Origin of the sequence: Psychrobacter sp. 219-2-C, assembly GCF_049560815.1 — a bacterium.
Lineage (GTDB): Bacteria > Pseudomonadota > Gammaproteobacteria > Pseudomonadales > Moraxellaceae > Psychrobacter > Psychrobacter faecalis.
Genome location: NZ_CP186933.1, coordinates 1647357 through 1672330 on the forward strand (window position 1 = coordinate 1647357; position 24974 = coordinate 1672330).

Sequence of the window (24974 nt, forward strand, 5' to 3'; positions counted from 1 at the left end):
CTCAAAGGTTGGTACTTTGAAAAAACCTCAATGGTTACGTTTAACTTTTACTATGACGCCATGTTTTAATTTTATTAACCAAATCCCATATCGCTGCATTTTCTGGACGGCTTTGGTTGGTAAAATAATCCAATAAATCTGGATCTTCATGGGTCAGCATTTCTGCGAAAGTCGCCTGTTCACTTGGGTCAGCGGTTAAATATAACTCTTTAATATAAGGGTCAATATAAAAGTCTAATTCTTTTAATCCACGGCGTGCTTGATAAATAATGCGGCGTTGCTCGAGGGTGGGTTCTGGTTGCTTGTTTGGCTCTGGTTGATTGCTAATCGTCATAAAAATATTCCCATAGGTTTAAATGGCATTTAACTAAATATACGTTAAATAAATAGTAAGGTTAATAAATAGTAAGGTTAATAAATAATAAGAGTCAGCCGTACTTATAAAGGCATCATTTATAAAGATAACGTCTATAAAAGGCAATCTAGCAACAGCCAGCTTATAAAAAGCTATTAGCCTATCAGCTTTGATTATACGCCGATAATTGCTGCCATAGCATCACCGCTTGCTGCATCATAGCGACATTATGGGTGCGGATAATACTGGCGCCTTGCTGTAGTGCAAAAATTCCCGCCGCCGTTCCTACCGCGTCACGCTCTAGCGCTTGAGTATTGGCAAACGCTTCGACTCCGCTTTTGCTTAATACTTCAGCTAAAAAACGCTTACGTGAAATACCAAACATCATTGGCAATCCGAGCGTTTGCAGACGTTCGAGCTGACTTAATAACGCACAGTGATGCTCATAGTTTTTTGCAAAGCCAAAACCTGGATCGATAATGATTTTTTCGCGCTTGATGCCCGCGTTTGTCACTTCAGCGATACGCGCTGTTAGCTCGGTACTGACTTCTTTAATCACATCATCATACTGAGCAAGATTATTCATCGTCGTAGGCTCACCGCGCATGTGCATCAGCATGACAGGAATATCAAGCTTAGCTGCCATCTCTGCTGCGCCTTCACGCTTCAGCGCGCGAACATCATTCCAAATATCAGCGCCTGCTTCAAACGCTGCCTGCATAACGATAGGATTACTGGTGTCTATAGACAACCAAACTCCATCACCAAGTTGCTGCCGGATTGCTTTGACGACCGGTATAACTCGCTGCAATTCTTCATTAGTTGCGACAATAGCAGCATTGGGCCGCGTAGACTCACCGCCGATATCGATAATGGTTGCACCCGCGCCTATCATGTCTTTAGCGTGAGTGATGGCGCTATCAATCGCAGTAAACTGCCCGCCATCAGAAAAAGAATCAGGTGTGACGTTTAAGATCCCCATAACATGCGGCTGTGATAAATCTAAAGTTTTATCGCGGCTCGTTACTTTATAGCTAGGTAAAGGCTGGAATAATGACATAACTTATCCATGATAAATTGTATTTTACAGAATTGTTTTAGCGGTATTTATACTGTTTAAGATTATAAACGTCCATGATAGCAGCAAATCTTATTCCGTCCTAAAGCCTTCGTCAAATGACGCCCACAAAAAAGCCCTTTATCAAAAAGGGCTTTTTATCGACTATCTATGAGATTGTAATAAACGAGAAACTACATCGCTGGTAATGGCGGCGGTGTAGAGTTCGTCGGTTTAATATCAGTTTTCGATAAATCTACTTCATTAGGCTGATAAACTCTTGGCGGACGAGGCTCTTCACCTGCCAAAATATCCTGCAACTGATCGCGGTCAATGGTTTCCCATTTCATCAGCGCATCTACCATCGCATGCATTTTGTCTTGATTGCCTTCAATCAATTCGCGGGCGATATCGTATTGCTCTTCCAGCATACGGCGTACTTCTTCATCAACTTTTTGCTGTGTGGCTTCCGAAATCGTCCGACCACCGCCACCAAAGTAACCCTGTGAGCTATCATCGTCTTCGTAAACCATGATGCCTAGCGCATCTGACATACCATATTTGGTTACCATCGCGCGTGCCATTTTGGTCGCACGTTCAAAGTCGTTTGAAGCGCCCGTTGACATTTGATTGATAAAGACTTCTTCAGCAATACGTCCACCAAACAATATCGCAATATCGTTAAGCATTTTCGATTTATACATGCTGGTCTGATCATGCTCAGGTAGCTGCCAAGTCACACCAAGGGCAAAGCCACGCGGCATAATCGTCACTTTATGAACAGGATCAGTACCGGGTAATAGTTCAGCAACTAGCGCATGACCCGCTTCATGATAGGCTGTCGCGCGGCGCTCTTCTTCACGGATAACCATAGATTTGCGCTCAGGACCCATATATAGCTTGTCTTTTGCGTCTTCAAAGTCATTCATATCAACGCTACGTTTGTTACGACGGGCAGCAAATAGCGCTGCTTCGTTAACAAGGTTGGCGAGCTGCGCACCACTAAATCCTGGCGTACCACGAGCCAATGCATGCGCATCAACACCAATCGTATTCGGTAATTTGCGTAGATGCACTTTAAGGATTTGCTCGCGACCTTTGATATCGGGCAGACCTACTTGCACCTGACGGTCAAAACGACCTGGGCGCAATAGTGCTTTATCAAGAACGTCTGCACGGTTAGTTGCCGCAATGACGATAACGCCTTCGTTCCCTTCAAAACCATCCATTTCAACCAATAATTGGTTCAATGTCTGCTCACGCTCATCATTACCGCCGCCCATACCAGAGCCACGATGACGACCGACTGCATCAATCTCATCAATAAAGATAATACAAGGCGCACTCTTCTTCGCTTGTTCAAACATATCACGTACACGTGAGGCACCAACACCGACGAACATTTCAACGAAGTCAGAACCTGAAATCGAGAAGAAAGGTACTTTGGCTTCACCAGCAATGGCTCTTGCCAATAGTGTTTTACCCGTACCTGGAGGACCAACCATCAAGATACCACGTGGAATCGTCGCGCCAAGCTTAGTAAATTTGTCAGGGTCGCGTAAAAACTCAACAACCTCGACGACTTCTTCTTTGGCTTCTTCACAGCCAGCAACGTCATCAAAGTTGACCTTGATTTGGTCTTCAGTCAGCATTTTAGCTTTTGATTTACCAAAGCTCATTGGACCGCCGCCTTTGCCACCAGCGCCGCCCTGCATATTACGCATAAAGAATAAAAACAGACCAATAATCAATAAAATTGGGAAACTGGCTATTAGCAGTTGCATCAAAACACTTTGACGCTTAGGCGCGGTGCCTTGCACTTCAACTTGGTTTTCGCGCAATAGTGGCATTAGCTGATCATCAGTCACAGCTGGACGAATGGTCTCAAATGATGAACCATTTTTCTTCTCGCCGGTGATTTGCTCGCCATCGATTTCAACACTGGCTACTTGGTTTTCTGACACGGCGGTCACGAACTCCGAGTAGTTAAGATTATCCGGCTCAGATGATTTGTCAAAGCCGCTAAACACCAGCACTAAAACACCGATCACCACCAGCCACAATAAGGTATTTTTTACCATGTCGCTCACTAGTTATTCCCATCCCTTACTTATTGGTGTGTTTACTAAACACGTGACGTCTATATATAAACGTATGGCTCACTATTCAATGCCTAGCTGCAAATTATTATTTTTACTTAGGTTTAATGACTCTAAAAACCCGAGCAAAATAATAAATAAGCGAACTAAAATGAATGACTGAGCGGTTAAAGCGTTTACTCTCAGACGACTTTGCTTAAAACATAGGCTTGATACGTAGATGTAAAAATATAGATTTAAAACAAAGTTAATATATCATGATATGTGGTGCTAACCTGTATAATTCAAGCAGCAATCACATTTATTCAGTTAACGGATTGTAGCGTTTTTACGCTTATTAATCATAGCCTTTATGGTGACCTTTTATCACACTTTATAGGATGGATGATTCGCGCAACTGCTTGACGTTAAAACCTTTTTATTAAATAGTTAAACGACCTACTACTTAATGGCAATCCAAAACATCTCTTTTGAGCGTGGTCGTGAAGCACCCGGTTTGATACTACGAATTTTACTAAAATCTGCCTGCATCTGCTTGCGTAATTCTTGTGTACCCTCGCCTTGAAACACTTTCATAATAAGCGCGCCACCTTGGGGTAAGGTTGCCAGCGCGAAATCGACCGCCAGCTCGCATAAATACATCATGCGCGGCTGATCAATGGCGCTGTTACCAGCGGTATTGGGTGCCATATCTGATAGCACCACATCGACCTGCCGGTTGCCGACTTCTGCCATGATACGCTCGAACACATCTGCCTCACGAAAATCACCCTGAATAAAGGTCACGTCGGGCAAGGTATCCATCGGCAGTATATCCGAGGCAATCAGGACGCCTTTTTCACCGACCAATTTGCCAGCGACTTGCGACCAACTGCCGGGCGCACTGCCCAAGTCAACGACGGTCATGCCTTTTTTAATCAGGTTGGTTTTCTCATTTATCTCCAGCAATTTATAAGCAGCGCGGGCACGGTAGCCATCTTTTTGGGCTTTTTTCACATAAGGATCGTCAATATGCTCTTGCATCCAAGCACTGCTGCTTTTTGACAATTTTTTATTTTCAATACGCGTGACCAAAATGACTGCTCCTATTGTCTGGTAATATACCTGCTTACTAGTACATCGTTTGTAAAACACGACTGGCGGTTTATAAAGGGGTTATTTATGAGCGTTTAATAACGGCCTACTTTTAAAATAGTCGCTTCTCAATTGAGCGTCTATAAAAACGTTCTTACCAGCATATGATTACGCTAGTGCTGAACAACGAAATCTTGTATCTGTTTCATTACCCTTTAACCGCTAAATTCTCTTGGCAAAAACACTGCTTTATAAACCTGTAGCGTTTATAATGTACTTATACTTTCAGTTTAACATTTTCATCACATAAAATCGTGCAAAATCCTGCTGATCTCATACAAGGTGACCATAGATTGTCTATAATGGTCATTATCTGCTCGCAATAGCACCTGCTTTTATTTTTACCAACATCTAGGAATAGTATGCAACTCGATAACGCTACCGTTAAACGCCTAAAAGGCATTGGTCATGACCTAAAACCGATTGTTATGATTGGCAATAAAGGCATTACCCCAAGTATCGCTGAAGAGATTGATCGCGCTTTGACCGATCATGAACTTATCAAAGTAAAATTGCCAGCTGGCAGCAAAGAAGAGCGCGATGTCATTGGCGCTGAGCTTGCCGCAGCGGCTAATGCGACTTTGATACACTCAATTGGCCGTATGGCGCTGTTACTGCGTCAAAACCCAAACGCCAATCCAAAGCTGTCAAACCTTGCGCGTCACGCCCAATAAATAAGCTACCTATTTAATTTTAGCTTATGTTCTATCTTATTGAATAAAAGCCGCGCTGCATTTGCTCGCGGCTTTTCTGCTATTCATAGTCAGTTCTAAATAAAATAGGTGTAATGGGCAAAATTCATGCTAAAAAGTAGAAGGTAGTCGCTAATGGACATAATTCATGCTATTTGAGTGACTTTGACCCTAAAAAGTCTTTAATAAACCGCAACTTACGCTGCTCACTTAGACCGTGATGACTGTGTAATTGTCGCTTTAACTCACTGAATAACCCTTCAAGAGAATTGGTGGTATTTGGTATATCTAAATGCCCATATTCTTGATAAGTGAATAGCCAATCGCTATTGGTTCTGAGACTACGATAAGCACTTCTAAGACGCTTATGCGTGTACCACGTTCTACTGTTATCGTCATTGGTACTACGCTCATTAAGATAGTCTTCATGAGTTAACAACCAATAATCTAAGTGCTCTATGACGTCAGCTTTATTAAGCTGTGTTAAGTCTAAAGTGAGCCGTCTAAGCTCAATACTTGCGATATTCTTAGGTCGACGAGTGAGATAGCGAGTTACTATTTGTACCTGATGGAACTGGCACATCTGGCAAGGGGTGTAGGTAAATAACGTACGCAGTCCTCGTCTACCATCACAGGTAATGCTTTGTACATCAACGCCTAACGATGCTAGATGATCAATTCCTTGCTTGTAGGCACTGTTGGTTTCATGACTGACTATCGCGTAGTAAAGAACGGCTTTAGTGGTATTGTCCATAAAAACCATTAAACCGAACTTACGACCGAAGTAAGTGGTATCCATGATGATGTTAGCAGTATTCGGTCGTTTAACTTGATACTGGGTACTGACTTTGTCTAAGCGTCTTTGAATGGTTTTAAGACTACAGCTATACTTGTCAGCCAGTTGTTTGTAGGTCTGTTTCCCTTGGGTGTATTCAGTCCAAAGGGTCTGGTTATTGAGTCTTTTGCCACCTAAAAACTGCCGTCTGCAAGCTAGACATTGATACTGTTGTTTGCCTAGCTTGCGTCCATTCTTCTTGGTGTGTTTATCATGACAAAAAGGGCAGTTTTTTGATTCATGGCTTTGATTCCTTGCAAATATAGACAGTATATAGCGTTAGACACTACGCCAGCATGAATAATGTCCATTACACCATAAAATACTACAAATATTATAATGCGCTACTGATATTAAACTCTGGACATTATCGACCTATGAGCCAAATTTTTAATTTATGCTTAGCAACTGATACGCTAGCCGCTGATGCCGAGCAGCTAGGTGTCACCATAGCAGACTTACAAGGCATCGAAGTAGAAGTGGTCGCAACTTTGGTCAATAGAGCTGTAATTGCCCAGCCTACAGAATGGCAATTACAGCTTGATTACTGCATAACGCTACCGCTTAAATCGTTATCAGCGCAATTGTACTGGCCAAACTGGCAAGCTGAACAAGTAGGTTTTGCAGATTATTTATGGGAACAGACTTGTCTTGAGTGCTTTTTAGCAGGCGGGTTGATAAACAGCGCCGTTTCGATAAATGAACATAATATTCAAACAAACCCTTATATGGAAATAAACGCTAGTCCTGACGGCCGTTATGCGCTTTATCAATTTGCCGACTATCGTAAGCCTGCGACATTACCGCCGACGCCGCTTTTACAAGGAAATGGGCAAACACGGGCTTCTATTGATTGGACAGCTACTCCCTTCTCAGTGAGTAACGCCGCTGACAACGCAGCGCTGCAAGCGGGTTCAATCCCAACCCCCTCTTTTAATGATCCATTAGCAGCTGGCGCTAAAACTTATCGTTTCGAGCGTAGCTTTTATTTATCATTAAACCAATTATCCCAAGTACAGACTACCAACGATGAGATTGGCATTGAATACATCCATCCTTGTGTGATTTTGAGCTTTGATACTAAACTTGGTAAGACGGCATTATATTTCGCGCCCAATCACGCCGCCCCGCCAGATTTTCACGACATGCAATATTGGCCAGTATTTGATAAACAGGCCGCAATGGTGCAATCCTCTTAAAACGTTAATGCACTCTACATTTTCCTCTCACGCTTTCTAATTTTATGTTTCTGAATTTAATACATAAAAAAACCAGTAATGCCATCAAGAGCATTACTGGGTTCGGAGAAAACACTGAATTCTAAAATCTATAATCGTTAATTCACACTTGCTGATTAGTCAACCATAGCAAGATAGATACCGCGGTTCGATGCATCGTCAACGTATTTAGAATCGCGCCAAGTGGTATAACTGTATACACCGCTATATGGGCTGATGCTACTCTGGCGGAAGTCAGATATCCAATCATTGCCATCAAAGATTTGAATATGACCATGCGGATGCTTTGAGCTGCGATCATAAACCACAACATCGCCTACTTGTGGCTGAGTATTATTACTAATCTTAGCAAAGCCAGCTTGGGCTAGCGTACCACGAGAGGCATACTGATAGGCTGACGGATTTGGCGTAAACTCGTAACCTGCTGATTGTAATGCTTTACGGACGTAACGGGCACAGTAACCTGTGCTGCTTGAGCGCGCAACGCGTGACGCATTGGCGGCGGCGATAGCAGGAGCAGAATAACGATCAGGTACTGATTTTGCTTGCTGCTGACGCTGCTCATAAGATAAGCGGCTGGTTAGCGAAGCAAGCTGGTATTCTTTCTGTTTTGCATGCGCACTAAGATTGTCAATCGCTTGACTGATTTCGTCATTGCTAGAAACATAAGCACCGCTATTGGTGCTATAGATATTGCGACTTGAACCGTAGTTCGCAGAAGTAGAGATATTTGTAATGGTATGACTCAAGGTATTATTTGGTTGAAAGGTTGTTTCGACAGCACCACTCGTCTGTGCTATACCCATTCCCAATACTGACAAAATTAATAAAGCTTGTTTCATAAATTTACTACCTATTGTAAATACAGGATTGCTCGCCGTCCGTGACAAAGCATGAATTAATTTAGGGAAGATGACCATGAAATAAACATGATAAAATCCGTAGTACAAAAGCTCGCTGTTTATGATGAATATCGCTGCTGTCACCTAGAAGATGAGTGTTTACGATGTCAAAGAAACAACCTAACCGACTTGCTAAACTGATTGATCATCAAGCTTTTGCCGGTAGCGCGCTACCTCAAACTCTTGCTGACAATATGCGTTTCTATCTACAAGCAACGACCGAGGTAAAAGAGCTTTTGGTAGATTGTCTACCTGAGGAAATCCTCAATAACTGCTGGGTCGTGGGCTTAACCGCTGAGCAACTTATACTCAGTGTGGGCTCGATAACCGCTGCCAATCATATTCGCTATTTACAGAACGCCTATTTGCAGGTATTAACAGAGCAGTCGATTACATTTAAACAACTCAAGCAAATTCGCGTCGTCGTAGCCAATATTCCCGCTCATAATAATTATTCTAAATCATCAAAAGCGTTATCAGCGACCTCATCAAAGCCTCGTAAAGCCCATGAAAATCAGGCCCTTAGCCAAAACACAAAGCGGACTATATCACAGGCTGCAGAGCATGTCACCACCGATAAAAATCTTAAAAATGCACTTTTGCGCTTAATTAATTCCTGAAAAAGTACGGTTTACTATGTAAAGTTATGTAAACTAGACCCATATTCGACCCAGATAAAGCTGCGTTTTTGTAATCTTACAAACAAAAAAAATCATCTGTCAGTGTGATTCATAATGTGAACCGTACTGACAGATGATTTTTTTATCTCCTACAGCTTTTATTCTATCGAAGTTGTAGCTCATTTTTTCAAAAATAGATGAGAAAATATCTATTTAAATGAATATTATTTAGTACTGCTTATAACCAAGTTATGTAATATTGCGTAAATGTTTCGATACTTCGTGTATATTCCTGTATTTATCCTTCGACTGTTATACGATTCAAAGGTAAATATTCGATAGGACAACTTACATTGTCATCAAAAGTTACAATTTCAAAGTTACTAGGATCTGATAATATCTCGCGTACCAGCATATTGTTTAATGCATGACCAGACTTATAGGCATTAAAACGGCCTAAAATAGGATAGCCAATGAGGTATAAGTCGCCTAAAGCATCAAGAATTTTATGACGCACGAATTCATCATTAAAACGCAGCCCTTCTTCATTAAGAATATTGGCATCATCAATAACAATCGCATTGTCCATACTGCCACCTAGCGCCAGGTTATTTTGGCGTAGAGCTTCGATATCTCGTAAAAAACCAAAAGTACGCGCTGAGCTTAATTGTTCAATAAAATTTTGCGTCGAGAACTGCAATTGTGCATGCTGAAAATCTTTATTAATAGCAGGATGGTCAAAATCAATCTCGAAATTTAACTCAAAACCATCATAAGGACGCAGCTCTGCCCATTTATCATCAACTTTGACGCGGACAGGACGCACAATTTTAATAAAACGCTTTGCTGCTTCTTGTTCACAGAAACCTGCTTGCAGTAGCAAACCTACAAATGGCGCGGCGCTACCATCCATAATTGGTATCTCCGACGCTGATACGCGGATTAATAGGTTATCAACCCCTAGCCCTGCTATCGCACTGAGCAAATGCTCAACGGTACCCACACGCGTGCCACCAAATACTAGATTCGATGACATCATGGTATCTTGTACCAAAAAGGCACTGGCAGGAATCGGTTCGCTACCTGCTATATCAGAACGCTCAAAAATAATGCCAGTATTAATAGGCTGCGGATGAAACTCTAAGTCAACAGGTTGACCACTATGAAGACCAGTACCTGTAACGGCTATTGCTGTTTTTATGGTTCGTTGGTTCATGGCTGTCTTCTCACATATTTTGTTACAATTGCCATAGTGTAGCATTACCCGACCCTATTTCGCTAGCGCTAAAAAGCGTTAATTTGCTTATCTCTTTGATTGATAACACTTATCGTCATTATTTTAACGTTTATTTTTATAACGTAACAAATGCTCAATCTTAGCTAAATTATGACTAAAGCCTATTTATTAACCATCAACCTTATATTTTTTTATTTTTTTAAAAAACAAAAAAGCCAGTATCGAAATACTGGCTTTTTTATCCAAACTATCTAACGATTGCTTTGTTAAAGACTATTTATTCTGTTGACGCTTAAGGTAGTCTTGAATGCTGTTGGTTTTAGTTTTAGGCTGTTCTTGCGTCACATTTGCGCGTACGGGGCTTTCTTGATACTGCGCTTGCGCTTGTTTTTGGCTGTTTAGCGCACTGGTGTGCAAGTTCGGATCCACAGGCTGGGTACTATTAACAGAAGGTACTGGCTGCTCCACGACTTCAGGCTCTTGACCCGCATTTTCATCTAAGGTCAGACCTGTTGCGATAACCGTCACATGCAAATCATCACCCATTTTTTCATCAATAACAGAGCCGTAGAAAATATGGGCGTCGTCGATATCGGTGATTTCTTCAACGATGACACTGATTTTGCTCATCTCATCGAGTGATAAAGACTCAGATGAAATAACGTTAACGAGTAAGCCTTTGGCATTCTCTAAACGTAAATCATCAAGTAACGGCGATCTGATGGCTTTTTCGGTTGCTTGACGCGCACGATCATCGCCGCTAGCACGTCCAATACCCATCATAGCATGACCTTTAGCCGTCATCGCGGTGCGAATGTCGTTAAAGTCAATGTTAATCATACCTTCGCTAGCGATGGTTTCTGCAATACCTTGTACCGCATGCAATAAAACGTCATCGGCCTTTTTGAAAGCATCCTGCATAGAGATGTTGCCGTAGACGCTCATAAGCTTATCATTGGGAATCGTAATGATTGAGTCAACGAAATTGGTCAACTGCTCAATACCTGCTTTGGCAGCCTTAATACGCTTACCACCTTCAAACTTAAACGGCGTCGTCACAACCGCTACAGTCAAGACTTCCATTTCTTTGGCAATACGCGCAACCACTGGCGCTGCACCCGTACCTGTACCACCGCCCATACCTGCGGTAATGAACACCATATCTGAGTGCTCGAGTAACGCGCGGATGGCTTCTTCATCTGCTTCTGCTGCTTCACGACCGACTTCTGGGTTTGCCCCTGCGCCAAGACCGCGGTTGGTTTTGGCACCAAGCTGCAATTTATGCGGCGCTGTTAGACGATCGAGCGCTTGTTTATCGGTATTGGCACAGACAAATGTTACACCTCTAATCCCTTGTTGTACCATATGCTCAACCGCATTACCGCCGCCGCCGCCCACACCGAATACAGTGAAGCTTGCCTGGCCGTTACTTTGAAGCTGATTATCATCTGGCATGGTGTATTTTGACATAAAAAGATTTCTCCAGTTGCAGATAGCGTGATGGTCGATACGTAGTAACACACTCATAGGGCGCGCTATCGACTTACTATATATAAACGTATTTAATTAAAACAGGGCAATGGCTTAAATAGTCATGCGTTGCCAATGTATGCCGTTATGGTACAGGGTGCTGCTATTAATCTGTTTGCTTATTATGCTGTGACTTACTCTTCTCTGCTTAACGCTTAACAGAAGCAAATTTGCCAGCAGAATTATAATATCTTTTTGAGTACACTGGCAAAACGTTGTCCGGCACTTTGAAAAACACCCTTCACGCGACTTTTTTGAATCGCTTCTGGCTCACTTTTTTCACTACGACGAAATTGCTCGCTCTGACTATATAGTAAGGTACCAAATGCGGTTTGATAAGCGCGATCATTGACCTGCATATTCAGCTGTTTAAACGATTCATCATTGTCAAAGTGATTATAAGCGCTAATCGCAGGATGGGTATTGGTCAATACTACTGGCATTTTTAGCAATTTTTTGGCAAAAGGTATCATGCCTTTAATAGAGCTGCCGCCGCCTGAAAGTACCAGTCCTTTATCAATATAGCCTAACAAGTCAGCATCATGTAATTGGCGTACCACTTCGGTAAATATTTGCTCATAGCGCGCTTCGATAATGCGCGCTAGATTATAAGTACCAATATTAATCTCGTCACCTGAGCCTTGCGGCTTAAATAGAAAGAACGAGCTGGGATCGACGCTATTGACATCAACCGTACCGTGCGTTTTTTTAAGGCGCTCAGCTTCTATCATTGAGATACCAACATCGGCTGAAATGTCCATCGTCACTTCATGGCTACCCGTGGCAATACAATGGGTAAAAATCAGCTTATTTTCTTTATAGACGCAAATACTGGTGGTACTGGCACCAATATCGACCAAACAAACGCCTTGCTGGCGCTCATCGGGCATCAAGCTATATTCTGCGCTGGTCACCGCATCAAAAACGATGTGGTCGATACCGACGTCACAGCTTTGCAAAAGTTTTTGAATGTTCTGGCGGCTAGAGACAGGCATCATCATCATATGATACATGACGGTAATATTATGCGCGACCATGTCAATGGCATCGTCAACCATAAACTCTTGATTGTCGATATAAATACCTTGTTGGCAACAATGCATCAAATAGTAATCAGGCGACAAATCTTGTGACTTAGCATTGGATAACGCTTGTACCATATCTTGAGCGCGGACAACTTCGTCTTCTACCCTAACATCTCCGGCACTGTTTTTACTTAACAGCTCAGGAGTCGCTAAGGTCAGCCAAACGCTATGCACGCGGCAATTGGCAGTGTCTTCAGCTTCTTGAATCGCTTGTCTGATAGCGCCTTGTAAGCGTTCGCGATGCTTTATCTGACCTTGATAGAAGTCGTTATTTTTAACTTGCCCCACACCCATAATACGTATGTCTTTTGCAGACACAACATTACCAATAACGACATAGACTGCCGTGGCACTTAAATGGACAACAACCAGATTTTCAGTATTTTTCATGGTACCAGACAAATTATCGCTAAACAGGAGAGCAAATGATGTCTCCATTAAATCATTGAAAAATGCGTTATGATCACGCGGTCATATTATCAGTAAACTCTCTTTATCAAGAAGCAAACGGGTATTGGAAATCGACTGCTTTCTTAATTTATGGTGCTTTATTCTTATTGCTTAGTATGATTTTACGATGCTATTTTATGGCGGTGTTTCACCATCTTTTGGGGGCGCCAAATTCCATGCGATAGTAAATCCATTTTTATAACGAAGATCGACAGACTGCATTTCATCGCGGCGATTACTTAATTGATTACCAAGCAGTTGACTTAAATTCAACAGTTTTTGCGCGGTGTTTTCATTGTCAACGATAACACGTAAGCCATTATCAAAGCGAATCAGCCACGTCATTCTTGGCGATAAAATGATATCCTCAACTTGCATATCGAGCGGTGCATACCAGTCGTTAACTTGTTGCATCTGTTGCATAATAACTGGCGCTTGCGCTATATCGCCTTGCAGCGTCGCAAATTGCTCTTGCGTCAGCTCTCTACTATCAGCCGGCACAAAAACCGCCCCTTTGGCATCGACTAAACGCTCGGTACCAAAATTTGCCACGGCCTGTTTTGGTAGCGCTTTCACGACAATACCTTGTTGCCAGTCACGGCTGATACTGACTTGGTCCACCCAAGCAAGACCGGTAGAGATATCTCTGAGCGCCTGCAAATCAGAGGTAAAAAAACTGCTTACGCTCTGTTGGTTCATTACTTGTTGTAACGCACGATATTGCGCTACGGTCAGCCCTCTATCGTCGACATGAATAGCGGCAGGCGGTGCATCACGCAATGCTTTACCGCCCATGACCAATATCAGCACCAGCAAACCTAACACCAACACTGTGAAAAAATATCTGAGCATGGAGGGTATTTGCAAATTAGATTTAGGGTGCGAGGTTTTATCACTCATCAAGTCAGCGATGTCATTGACAGTTTGAGTCATAATACACGTCGTCCCTATTTTTGCTTAAACTATTTGCATAATGCCAATAGTGCTTATTATTAATGGTAAATCCGCTAATCGGTACAGCAATCGATGAAACTGCCATATTATCAATTTATTTGTCTAAAACGAGCGATAAAGCTCAGTTAGGCGCATTAAAACGTAACATTTTTCTTATTTAATGAATAACTTAAAGAAATTGCGTAAATAACTATAAATATCACTAATATAGACCAATAATTACAATATTAACGTATTTTACGTTTAAACAATAGCTCAACCCTTACTACTAACAACGAATTTACACAAGTTTACATGAAGCTGTGTTATAGCAGGGCTAGCGATACATTTGTCTGTATTAAGTAGTGCTCTTCATGGTTAAATGTATGGTTAATTAAAGAACGTTAAACAGCCCATTTAAAGGATATTTAAGCAAATGTATATTTGGCCAAATCTATACTTCTAAAGTTTGCGCTAGAATATGCCAGCATAAAGCCTCAAAATCCATACCGCGAGCTTTGGCAGCCATTGGCACTAAACTATGACTGGTCATACCCGGTACGGTATTAATTTCGAGTAGCCAAAAGTTGCCTGCTTCGTCTTGCATCGCATCAATACGTCCCCAGCCTTTAGCATCGACAGCACGGAATGCCGCCAAGCTCAAATCTTGTAGGTGCTTTTCATCCGCAGTGCTTAGCCCACAAGGTATGTAGTAGCTGGTATCGTTACGGTTGTATTTGGCTTCAAAATCATAGAAGTTGGTGATATCAGCAGGCTCAAGGCGAATAACCGGATAAGCTTCGTCATCGATAATAACAATGGTAAATTCGCGCCCAGTAATCCAGCGCTCAGCCATCACCGCGTCACCGCACTGCACCGCCGTTGCATAAGCGGCAGGCAATTCATCAAGGTTATTGACCTTGGTCATACCAATGCTTGAGCCTTCATGGACTGGTTTGATAATCAGCGGTAGTCCAAGCATATTTACTACTTGCTGCCAGTCGGTATCCGCGGTTAACAATGAAAATGGCGCGGTTGATAAGCCGCAGCCTTGCCAAAGCTGCTTGGTGCGGACTTTATCCATTCCAAGCGCTGATGCCAAAATACCAGAACCGGTTTGCGGAATATTAAACCATTGCAGCACGCCTTGTAGCAGACCGTCTTCGCCGCCGCGACCATGCAAGACGTTAAACACGCGATCAAACTTACGCAGCTCGGTAATATCTTGATCTTTTGGGTCAAAATGCGTGGCATTTACACCTTGATTTTGTAGCGCTTTTAATACGGCAGCCCCACTGTCTAATGAGACGCTGCGCTCGTTGCTACTGCCGCCACAAATGACGGCAACTTTACCAAACTGACTGGCGTCTTTGACTTTGCTGTTTGCGATGCTAGGAACGGCGTTATCGTTTTGCTCATGACTTGCAGCATCATCTTGCTGTGCTTGTGCCGCCGCTACCAATGCCAGCTCTGGATTGACAATCGTCGTTTTAGCGTCTGCATTGATACTTTTATCAATGTTGCTTTCATTTTTTTGCTGATTGTTTTCTTGTTTCATGTTTTCTTGGTTATTGATAGTCATGAGTCTTATTCCTAAAATTCTTTTGCGGCTTGTTTGATATATAGATTATTAGCGGCCAATTCGACTGCTATTTGTCCGACATTTCCTGCGCCTTGAGTAATTAGCATGTCATTGGCTTTGAGCAAACGCTGCATGACCGGGGCGATATTAGCTTTATCAATAATCGTTGGCTCAACGGCGCCGCGCAAACGGATACTACGTGCCAAGGCTTTGGTATCAGCACCAGCAATCGGAGTTTCACCAGCAGGATAAACGTCCAATAACAACAACTCATCGACGCTTGAAAGCACTTCGACAAAATCATCAAAGCAATCACGCGTACGGCTATAGCGGTGCGGCTGAAACATCATGACTAAACGGCGCTCAGGGAAGCTTTGACGCGCCGCTTTAATGGTTGCATCGACTTCTCTTGGATGATGACCGTAATCATCAATCAGCAAGACGTTACCATCGTCTATCTCTACAGACGCTTGCTGCTCAAAGCGGCGACCGACACCGGCAAATTTTTGTAGGGCGCGCGTAATCGCTTCATCGTCGACGCCTTCATCGGTTGCCATGGTAATAGCAGCCAGTGCATTATAAACGTTATGTACACCGGGAATATTTAAAGTCAGACGTAATGGCGCGCGGTCACGGCGTAGCACGGTAAAGTGAGTTTTTGTACCTTCGCTGACCAAATCAACCGCCTGTACATCGTTAAACGGCTCAAGCCCAAAGGTTAATACCGGACGCCCGATGTCATCAATCATAGCGTACAACTCAGGGTCGTCACCGCAGACCACCGCCAACCCATAAAACGGCATATTTTGTAAAAACTGGATATAAGCGGCTTTTAATTTATCAAAACTGTTGCCATAGGTTTCCATATGGTCTTGATCAATATTGGTGACAATCGCCGCCATCGGATGCAAAGTTAAAAACGACGCATCAGATTCATCGGCTTCGGCAATTAAATAACGGCTGCTACCAAGCGCGGCATTTTTACCAGAAGCATTTAATTTACCGCCAATGACATAAGTCGGATCGAGCTTACCTTCCGCCATCATGGTGGTCAGCAGACTGGTAGTGGTAGTTTTACCGTGCGCGCCCGCTACAGCGATACCATGACGATAGCGCATCAACTCGCCGAGCATATCTGCACGGCGTACCACAGGCAGACGCGCTTCAAGCGCTGCCTTTACTTCAGGGTTGCTACGGTCGATGGCAGACGAGACGACGATGACATCGGCATTGGCGATATTTTTGGAATCATGCCCAATCGCAATATCAATACCAATTTCTGCTAAGCGCTTCGTCACTAAGCTTTCAGCAATATCCGAACCACTGACTGTATAACCTTGATTGTTCATCACTTCAGCGATACCACACATCCCCGAGCCACCAATACCAACAAAATGCAAATGCTGGATACGGCGCATTTCTGGTATTTCAATCAAACGTTTGGTTAAAGATTTAGCAGAGGTCGGCATAGGGTTTTCTCTTTATTGAAGGCGAACAAATTTGGTTAATAATAAGTAATAAAAATAATAAACAAAACAATCAGCTCTTATAACGCCTGCCAGATGATATCGGCAACTCGCTGACAAGCTTGACGATTGGCAAGCGCATGGCCTTTTTCTGCCATCTCTAAACAAGCGCGTCTATCTAGCATATTGAGCTCATTACTCAGCTTGTTAGGAGTTAGCTCATTTTGTGGCAGCAAAATCCCTGCTTGGTGCTCGGTCAAGGTGCGCGCATTGGCGGTCTGATGGTCATCAACGGCGCTTGGTAGCGGGACAAATATTGCCGCTATCCCAACATTTTGAATTTCCGTCACTGTCAAAGCCCCAGCTCGACAAACCACGATATCAGCCCAATTATACGCCGCTGCCATATCATCAATAAATGGCTGCACGGTAAATTGATGGGCGCTTAATGCTTCACTATCATACGCCGCTTGCGTGGTAGCCTCATTATCGCGTCCACATTGATGACGTACCTCAAACAGGCGGTCAAGCAAAGCCAATGCTTTTGGCAGCGTCTCATTTAACACTTGCGCGCCAAGCGAGCCACCAACCACCAATAATTTAAGCGGCGAGCTATCATTGACATCGTAACGCACACTAGGCTCGGCAACCCCGCTAATAGCATTGCGCACAGGATTCCCCACCGTTTCTATCTTGCTATCACTTTCGCTACTAGCAAAGGTATTCTCAAACGCTTGCATGACCTTGGTCGCCATCTTGGCCAAATAACGATTGCTCATGCCAGCAATGGCATTTTGTTCATGGATAATCAGCGGCGTTTTGGTCAAACGCGCCGCAATACCGCCGGGCGCGGTGACATAACCCCCAAAGCCAACAACCACATCAATCTGATTGCCACGGATGACTTTGATCGCCGCCATCGTCGCTGACAACAAATTAACCGGTAGCTTAAGCAAACGCCCTACGCCTTTACCGCGCAGCCCTTGCATATCAATCGCATGAAAAGGATAGCCAGTCGGTGCAACCAAGCGATTTTCCATGCCATTTGGCGTACCCAGCCAGTGAATAACCGCGCCGCGCTTGGTCAATTCTTCGCTAACTGCTAGCGCTGGAAATACATGCCCGCCTGTCCCCGCAGCCATCATTAATATATGCGGTGTTTTCATGAACGTCTGCCTATCTTTTCTTTATGTATATGAAAGACTTATTATCTTTTGATTGCGCTATCTATCGAACCAAAACAGCCTTATAAAAGCCCGCATAGTATAGTGTAAATCGCTGCCGGATAGACAGCATTTTGTGCCGTATGAATAATAAAAATCCAAGCCGTGATTCATCGCGGCTTGGCTTTTATAAATTCACTTAACAGGTCAAAAAATCATTTTTCATGATTTTTTATCACTTTTTAAAAGTGCTATTAAGAGATACGGTCTATCGTTATAGCTTAGCACACTGTTTTTCAAGTATTGTGCACATAGCTTAGTGATAAATTACTCTATCCTTACGGCGTTGCCTAAACTTATCGTTTAAAGGCTTTATTTAGACCAATACTTTAGAATAAATAGCTTAAACAGCCAGTTTTTTCTCGATAGCGATTATAAAGTCAGTTGCAATGTCAGTACCGCATTGGTCATCAATCTCACGCACACAGGTTGGACTGGTAACGTTAATTTCAGTGATACGGCCACCGATTAAGTCTAAACCAACGAACATTAGCCCTTTTTCTTTGACAATCGGCGCCACTACCTCTGCCACTTGGCGCTCGATATCGGTGAGCGGCATCGCAACCCCACTACCACCGGCGGCAAGATTTCCGCGCGTCTCACCTTTTACCGGAATACGCGCCAAGCTATAATCGACCACTTCCCCATCGACGATCAGCACGCGCTTATCGCCTTGCTTAATCTCTGGCAAATAACGCTGCGCCATAATTGGCAGGGTCTCGAGCTCGGTTAAAATCTCCAGCGTCACGCCGATATTTGGACTATCAGAGGTTAAACGGAAAATACCCGTGCCGCCCATACCATCTAAAGGCTTAACGATAACGTCTTGCTGCTCAGTAATAAATTTGCGAATATGCGCCTGTTTACTGGTAACAATCGTTGGACTCATATAATCGCTAAACCACGTCGCAAAGAGCTTTTCATTACAATCGCGAATCGCTTGTGGGTCATTAACTACTAGCACGCCTGCGGCTTTAGCATGGTCAAGCATATAGGTCGCATAAATAAAACGCATATCAAACGGCGGATCTTTACGCATCAAAATCACATCATAGTCGCTGACGGGCGCTATCGCTTTCTCACCCAACGCATAAAAGTCATTGGGATCGCGTTTGACTGTCACCGGCTGGCTATCGACCATCAATTGCCCACGGTCTAGCCATAAATCATGAATCTGACAGTAGCCAAGGCTGTGCCCACGGTCTTGCGCCGACCACATCATCGCCAGCGTGGTATCTTTTTTATAATTGACCAGCTCAATTGGATCCATAATGACCAGTATTTTTAACGATTTTTTTTGTTGTTCTTGGCTCATGATAAGGCTCACTTTCGTTATAGTATTAATTATTTAAGCAAACATCTCAAAGACATTGAGGACATAGCGTATGGCTCAAATGTCACTTAAACTTTATTTAAACATGACCTGAGTGCAGCCACATTTGCGATAAATTATACGCCGTACTGGGCGCGGTAATGCTGCATTCTTGCAAGCTGGGCGGCATCTTTATCGGTGCTACTTCCTGCTAAGTAGCTGATTAAATCATCGATATCTACCAAGGCACGTACTGGTACATCTAGGGTTTCAGCCAACTCTTGAATAGCAGAGCGCTCCGCCAAACCTTTTTCTTTACGATCAAGCGCAACGATAATACCAGCCACACTGGCACCCGCTTGCTCTAAAATCTCTACCACTTCGCGCATTGCTGTACCAGCGGTAATCACATCATCAAGCACCCAAACCGCCTTGCCGCTGACATCAGCGCCGACTAAATTACCACCTTCGCCATGGGTTTTGGCTTCTTTACGGTTATAGCCCCATTTGGCATTGATGCCATGGTGTAGCCATAACGCTTGTGCGGTTGCGGCGACAAAGGGAATGCCTTTATAAGCAGCACCAAAAATGACCAGCTCTTGCTCATTTGTACCATTATCACTAGCTGCCATTTGTTCAGCCATCTTTTCCGCTAAGGCATCGGCATAACCACGCGCTAATAACGATAACATCTCACCTGACGCCAGCAAACCTGCATTAAAAAAGTATGGACTAATACGTCCAGACTTAAGCACAAACTCGCCAAATTTCAATACCTGATTGTCTAAAGCCAATTGGATAAATTGATGCGATGAAAATGAGGCGTTTTGTGCATGTTGAGCGTTATTAAGCGTGGCGGCATTCAGCATAGGGTCTTCCTATCAGCAAAGAAAAATGAAAATTGAACAATCAAAAAGTTGTGCAAGGCATTATAGTCGCGTCGGCTTAACTTGACCAACCGTTGATATCATAATCTTGCATATTCGCATAACGCGTCAATAATCCGCAGCGCGATGAGATAGTAAAGTAGCATTGCCCATCGTGACTGACTTGTATGTCCCAGCCTAAATGATAGGCAGCAACGATAATATGCCCCGTAAATAAGCGCACTTGACGATAAGCATGGCGCTGTGCGGGCTCAAACACTATTTGACTGAGCAAATAACTACGCAGATGCTGACAAATCTGCGCCGCGCTGTAGCTGTGATTGATGGTTTTGCGCGTACTACATTGCTTTAAAGCATGGACGGCGACACTACAAGCCATAATATCGGTCGCCAAACTGCCCGCGCCGCTGTCAAATTGCTGCGGCTGCAATACCACTTGCCAATCGTCAGCATAGACGCTATTAAGCAGCTCATCAGGATTATAACGTCTGGTCAATGCTCGTAGGGATTCTGTCTTTAAAGGCTTATTAATATTATTATCAATATTTATGCTATCGACTCTTGCAAACCCATAACGTGTCAGCTTTGGGTATGCCTGTAGCGCGCGCTGAATATCTGCCATATCAAGCAACGTCATATCAGTCAATGGCGATAATAACGGCTGATCGCTGTGATTGTGATAAAAACTCTCGGGCAGCTCAATCAGCTTTGCCGCACTGAGCAGTGATAAATGCTCGGCCAATGCTTCTGAAGCCACTAGCGCCCATTTCGATAAGCTGTCGATCTTAGGCTGATAAAAACGAGTCGAACGGCCATATAAGCGGCGCAGCTGACCATTTAAGCGCCGCGCAGGCTCTGGAATATCAGTCAATGGCCGAGCAGGATCAATTGGCAAACGCTTAGGATCAAAATTAGGATGGACAATCGCCGGCTGCTGACTATTTGCTAAATGAGCGGACTGTTCAGTATGACCTTCTGCAAACTGCTCCTCTGTTGCCATAAAATCAGCACTGGATAAACCATCGTCAGAAGTAGAATGCTGAGTCATAGATGTTCCCTAGGCTTACCAATTTAAAAGATGTAAAAATAAAAGCAATCGAACAGTCATTTTACTTTTGATGTTGTTTTTGCTCTTGATGCTGCAAAATATCTCGATAACCTGCTTGCCAATCAGGATAGTCCAGCCAAGCTAAGGGAATGTTGCTATGCAAGCGTTTCCCCGTAACCGCTGTTTTATTGTCGTCAATAGCAGGCGGCTCTGTATCTATTTGCTCACTTAACCAAGTGCTCAGCTCAAAAGTGGTGACTGGTGCATAATCAGTAGCGATATAAAGTGGTTTTGGCGTGCCTATGGTCATGACATTGGCAATAATAGTAACCAAATCACGATCCATAATGCGATTGCTCCAGTGCTCGGCGGCGACTGGCTCTTTTTGTTTTTCCTGGGCTTTACGCAGCCGCATCAGGCGCTCGCGTCCATAAATACCACTCGGGCGAATGATAATCGCCTTAGCAGCAAAACTTTGTTGTAAAACTTGTTCTGCTTGTAATATCACTTGCGAAGCTTCACGCTCTGGCGTTACAGGGACGGTATTTTCATCAATCCATGCGCCATTATCCTGCCCATAGACACCCGTTGATGAGATAAAAACAACGCGCGTAAGATTGGTTAGTTTATCCGCCAATGTTGCTAAATGTTGGCTGATGGCCAAATAACTATCATGGTAGCCGCTGGACGAATACTCATCGGGGGTGACGATAATTGCTATCGCAGTAAAGTCTTGCAGCTGCTCAGCGCTGAGCGTTAACGCATCGGCTTGCAAAAACTTAGCGTTAGCATCTAAAGCATAATGGTGACGCTCACGACGTGCCAGCCCCGTGACGTTAAAACCGTCTTGAGCGAGCTTATTGGTGACTGGTAAGCCGATATCACCTTGACCAATAATCAGTAAATTTTGCGTACTCATCATTTATCCTTTGTTCGATAACTACTTGTGAGGACTGTCTATTAAAACCTTTATTAATAAAAGGGCTTTTCATAAAAGATACTAAAAATAGCGTCTATACGACAGCTGTATGTCTTCTTTGGCATCGATACGATCTTGCCATTCGTAGTTGGCATTGATACGTAACGCTTGTTTTTTATCAATATCGTACTGTAGCCCTAATGTCGATATCGGCTGCCAATAATGACCAAGGGCATTAGACTCATCGCTGCTGCCATGATACCAATATGGCAGTTGCAATTCAGCCTGCGCACGTAACTGATTGTTAATCTGATAACGGCAACCAACATTGACGCCTGCGCCGACACGATAGCCTTTATTAATACCGCGGCCTGCTTGCGCCGTACCTGCTAAGAACGTATAGCATAGCTGCGGCGGCATCTCGCCTGTGCCCGCGCTAGGGGTGCCAAAGGCCCACGACCAACCCATTTCATAGCCTAAACTGCCGACTAAATGATCATTACCATCCTGCTGTGAGCCGTCATTTACGCGTGTCGCTTCGATACTTGCGCCCCAGGTTTTACCTTTTTTGGCAGAATTTACCGGATTAAATGAGCGCCCGCGCACCAAAGTCACATTTTGCAAGACCACACTACTTGGCTGATGGGCCTTATCATTATCGGTGTCATACAGACGCAAGGTTGCAGCCGCGCCTTCTAAATCAAAGAACTGCGGGAAACCTGACGGACGGTCAAGGGTATCGTGATAACCTGCGCGCACACCTAAATCCATATAATTATTATCACCACGCTGCCCTAGCCCAATAAAACCTAGCTGCAGCGGATGTCTGTCTATCGGATTGTTATCCGCTACTGCAATACGGCGTGGTAATAACGTTTGTCCGTCGTCTGAAATGCTAGAAATCGGATTTAACTGAGCAGACTTAATCTCATTGAGCGTCTGCTTAGCACTATTATGATAGCCCAATTGCGCACGCTGCTCTTTAACCTTGTTTAACTGCGCTTGACGTAAGGTGCTATCGGCAGGCGTATAATTGGTGCTGGCAAGTAGATTTTCGCTATCGAGCAATTGCACCACATCTGACGGAATCACGGCATAAGGCAGGCGGCTTAATAAATGCTGCTGCGGGCGTACCACGTCAATCAAGCGTAAAATCTCAGAGGCGCAGTTATCAGTGGTGAAGTAATAAGGCAACTTCAAATCCTTGGTCTCCCAGACATGCAGCATAATCTGCTGCACTTCCGCTGGGGTCAAAGCCAATTGATACGTCCACGCATCGCGCTCATCTTCTTGCAGGTATTTCGCCAGCTTCTCCGGATATGGGTCAATTTCAATCAAATTGTCATAACCACCGCTCATCGATTTGATGGCATAGACCAAAAAGTTATCGCTTGAGTCACCGCCTACCGTATAATTTAACGCCACTGCATGATGAATTTGGCTTGGATCGGCAACGCTGGCTTTAGAATCAATACGCAATAATGTATGAGCAAAAGCTGAAATAGGATTGTCTAAATATTCTTGTGCAAACATAATAGACAGCTGCTCAGGTGCCAGCTTTTGCATCCAGTCATTCAGCTCTGGACAGTCGGTTTGCAAGCCGCTTTTGTCGATATTGAGTGTATCAGTCAGCCACTGGACACGCGCTGGGAAACGGCACATTACTGAATTTTGTACTAAATTTTCAGTCGCACGATTGGATGTATTATTATTAGCAGTGCCGTTATCCGAAGTCGTAGCCATTTCGTCAGCAAGGGCAACCAGCAAGGCATCAAGCTCGGCCGCTGAATCATGCTGTCCATTTTTGCTTAAGTAAAATGCAGCACCATCAACGATACTGCTGTCTTTTTTCTTGCCGATTAAATTCTTTTGATCATCAAAGAAATATAACAATCGTCGCCATGTCGTATGCTGAGCGAGATTTTTTGTTTTTGCTTGCGCACGCCATGAGGCTAGTAGCTGCTCTGTATCGGCGTCATTAATATTTTTAGTATTAGATGCAGAAGAAGCTACCTCTACCTTTGGGCTGTGACTTTCTTTGATGGTATTATTTGATTCGGCATTTGCTTTGGCAACAATGGGCTTCGTATAAGCCGTTAATATTGGCTCAGCATTTTGTGATTTGGTGACCAAACTGCTATCCATAGTTTCATTGGCATCCAGTGCCAACTCCCCTGTCATCACAAGTGCTGCAGGCGTTGGCAAAAAAGCCTGTGCTTGCGCGGTCAGTAGCAGTCCAGCTATGGTAAGCGGCAAACGTGCTCGCCTGCCAATGTTTGTTAGCGTGTTCGTTGGCGTACAATCTAGCGCCAAAAGGTTTGAATATTTTGAATATAAGGACATGAGTAACATCTCGCACTGTGGGGGTCA

General features: G+C 43.7%; 21 protein-coding genes. 3 read left to right on the plus strand and 18 right to left on the minus strand.

Annotated features, from left to right (window positions below):
* Positions 1-40: 40 nt before the first annotated feature.
* The 4 genes from ACPEGP_RS06640 to ACPEGP_RS06655 form a co-directional block, all read right to left on the minus strand.
* Complete coding sequence (locus ACPEGP_RS06640; protein WP_068403808.1) at positions 41-334, minus strand: succinate dehydrogenase assembly factor 2; 294 nt, start codon at positions 332-334, stop codon at positions 41-43.
* 184 nt (positions 335-518) lie between these two features.
* Complete coding sequence (folP, locus tag ACPEGP_RS06645; protein ID WP_423812961.1) at positions 519-1415, minus strand: dihydropteroate synthase; 897 nt, start codon at positions 1413-1415, stop codon at positions 519-521.
* Positions 1416-1606: 191 nt separating this feature from the next.
* Positions 1607-3502 carry an ATP-dependent zinc metalloprotease FtsH gene (gene ftsH / locus ACPEGP_RS06650; RefSeq protein ID WP_068403805.1) on the minus strand — a complete coding sequence of 632 codons (1896 nt, stop codon included), beginning with the start codon at positions 3500-3502 and terminating at the stop codon, positions 1607-1609.
* Between the two features lie 450 nt (positions 3503-3952).
* Positions 3953-4585 carry an RlmE family RNA methyltransferase gene (locus ACPEGP_RS06655; protein ID WP_423812962.1) on the minus strand — a complete coding sequence of 211 codons (633 nt, stop codon included), beginning with the start codon at positions 4583-4585 and terminating at the stop codon, positions 3953-3955.
* Positions 4586-5007: 422 nt separating this feature from the next.
* Between ACPEGP_RS06655 and ACPEGP_RS06660 the strand changes: the two genes are divergently transcribed.
* The gene (locus ACPEGP_RS06660; RefSeq protein WP_068403801.1) at positions 5008-5319 is read left to right on the plus strand and encodes a YhbY family RNA-binding protein; all 312 of its coding nucleotides are present in this window, start codon (positions 5008-5010) and stop codon (positions 5317-5319) included.
* 169 nt (positions 5320-5488) lie between these two features.
* On the opposite strand, the gene ACPEGP_RS06665 is transcribed toward ACPEGP_RS06660, so the two are convergent.
* Complete coding sequence (locus ACPEGP_RS06665; RefSeq protein WP_423814259.1) at positions 5489-6436, minus strand: IS256 family transposase, variant Zn-binding type; 948 nt, start codon at positions 6434-6436, stop codon at positions 5489-5491.
* A gap of 113 nt (positions 6437-6549) precedes the next feature.
* Here ACPEGP_RS06665 and ACPEGP_RS06670 point away from each other — a divergent pair, with 113 nt between their 5' ends.
* A complete protein-coding gene (locus tag ACPEGP_RS06670) occupies positions 6550-7371 on the plus strand; it encodes a hypothetical protein (RefSeq protein WP_423812963.1) in 822 nt (273 codons plus the stop codon).
* 155 nt (positions 7372-7526) lie between these two features.
* Here ACPEGP_RS06670 and ACPEGP_RS06675 read toward each other — a convergent pair whose 3' ends face one another.
* Positions 7527-8252, minus strand: coding sequence for a CHAP domain-containing protein (locus ACPEGP_RS06675; RefSeq protein WP_200661836.1), 726 nt, complete (start codon positions 8250-8252; stop codon positions 7527-7529).
* 164 nt (positions 8253-8416) lie between these two features.
* Between ACPEGP_RS06675 and ACPEGP_RS06680 the strand changes: the two genes are divergently transcribed.
* Positions 8417-8932 carry a hypothetical protein gene (locus ACPEGP_RS06680; protein WP_423812964.1) on the plus strand — a complete coding sequence of 172 codons (516 nt, stop codon included), beginning with the start codon at positions 8417-8419 and terminating at the stop codon, positions 8930-8932.
* Between the two features lie 298 nt (positions 8933-9230).
* Here ACPEGP_RS06680 and lpxC read toward each other — a convergent pair whose 3' ends face one another.
* The 12 genes from lpxC to ACPEGP_RS06740 all read right to left on the minus strand — a co-directional run bounded on the left by lpxC (position 9231) and on the right by ACPEGP_RS06740 (position 24947).
* Positions 9231-10148 carry a UDP-3-O-acyl-N-acetylglucosamine deacetylase gene (lpxC, locus tag ACPEGP_RS06685; protein ID WP_068403793.1) on the minus strand — a complete coding sequence of 306 codons (918 nt, stop codon included), beginning with the start codon at positions 10146-10148 and terminating at the stop codon, positions 9231-9233.
* Between the two features lie 294 nt (positions 10149-10442).
* Positions 10443-11639, minus strand: a complete 1197-nt coding sequence (ftsZ, locus tag ACPEGP_RS06690) for a cell division protein FtsZ (protein ID WP_068403791.1) — start codon at positions 11637-11639, stop codon at positions 10443-10445.
* Between the two features lie 242 nt (positions 11640-11881).
* On the minus strand, positions 11882-13174 hold the full coding sequence (gene ftsA / locus ACPEGP_RS06695; RefSeq protein ID WP_197488851.1) for a cell division protein FtsA: 1293 nt from the start codon (positions 13172-13174) through the stop codon (positions 11882-11884).
* A gap of 195 nt (positions 13175-13369) precedes the next feature.
* The gene (locus ACPEGP_RS06700; protein WP_423812965.1) at positions 13370-14167 is read right to left on the minus strand and encodes a cell division protein FtsQ/DivIB; all 798 of its coding nucleotides are present in this window, start codon (positions 14165-14167) and stop codon (positions 13370-13372) included.
* Between the two features lie 454 nt (positions 14168-14621).
* Entirely contained in the window at positions 14622-15749 is a 1128-nt protein-coding gene (locus tag ACPEGP_RS06705) for a D-alanine--D-alanine ligase (protein WP_423812966.1), read from the minus strand.
* 11 nt (positions 15750-15760) lie between these two features.
* Positions 15761-17218: a UDP-N-acetylmuramate--L-alanine ligase gene (gene murC / locus ACPEGP_RS06710; protein ID WP_286797448.1), complete on the minus strand. Its 1458-nt coding sequence runs from the start codon at positions 17216-17218 to the stop codon at positions 15761-15763.
* 77 nt (positions 17219-17295) lie between these two features.
* Positions 17296-18381 (minus strand): undecaprenyldiphospho-muramoylpentapeptide beta-N-acetylglucosaminyltransferase, encoded by a 1086-nt coding sequence (gene murG, locus ACPEGP_RS06715; RefSeq protein ID WP_423812967.1) that lies wholly within the window; start codon positions 18379-18381, stop codon positions 17296-17298.
* Between the two features lie 400 nt (positions 18382-18781).
* Entirely contained in the window at positions 18782-19753 is a 972-nt protein-coding gene (gene gshB, locus ACPEGP_RS06720) for a glutathione synthase (RefSeq protein WP_423812968.1), read from the minus strand.
* 134 nt (positions 19754-19887) lie between these two features.
* Entirely contained in the window at positions 19888-20619 is a 732-nt protein-coding gene (gene pyrE, locus ACPEGP_RS06725) for an orotate phosphoribosyltransferase (protein WP_423812969.1), read from the minus strand.
* A 76-nt stretch (positions 20620-20695) separates the two neighbouring features.
* Positions 20696-21685: a hypothetical protein gene (locus tag ACPEGP_RS06730; RefSeq protein ID WP_423812970.1), complete on the minus strand. Its 990-nt coding sequence runs from the start codon at positions 21683-21685 to the stop codon at positions 20696-20698.
* A gap of 61 nt (positions 21686-21746) precedes the next feature.
* Positions 21747-22604, minus strand: a complete 858-nt coding sequence (locus ACPEGP_RS06735) for an SDR family oxidoreductase (RefSeq protein WP_423812971.1) — start codon at positions 22602-22604, stop codon at positions 21747-21749.
* Positions 22605-22685: 81 nt separating this feature from the next.
* Positions 22686-24947 (minus strand): DUF4105 domain-containing protein, encoded by a 2262-nt coding sequence (locus tag ACPEGP_RS06740; RefSeq protein ID WP_423812972.1) that lies wholly within the window; start codon positions 24945-24947, stop codon positions 22686-22688.
* Between the last annotated feature and the right edge of the window lie 27 nt (positions 24948-24974).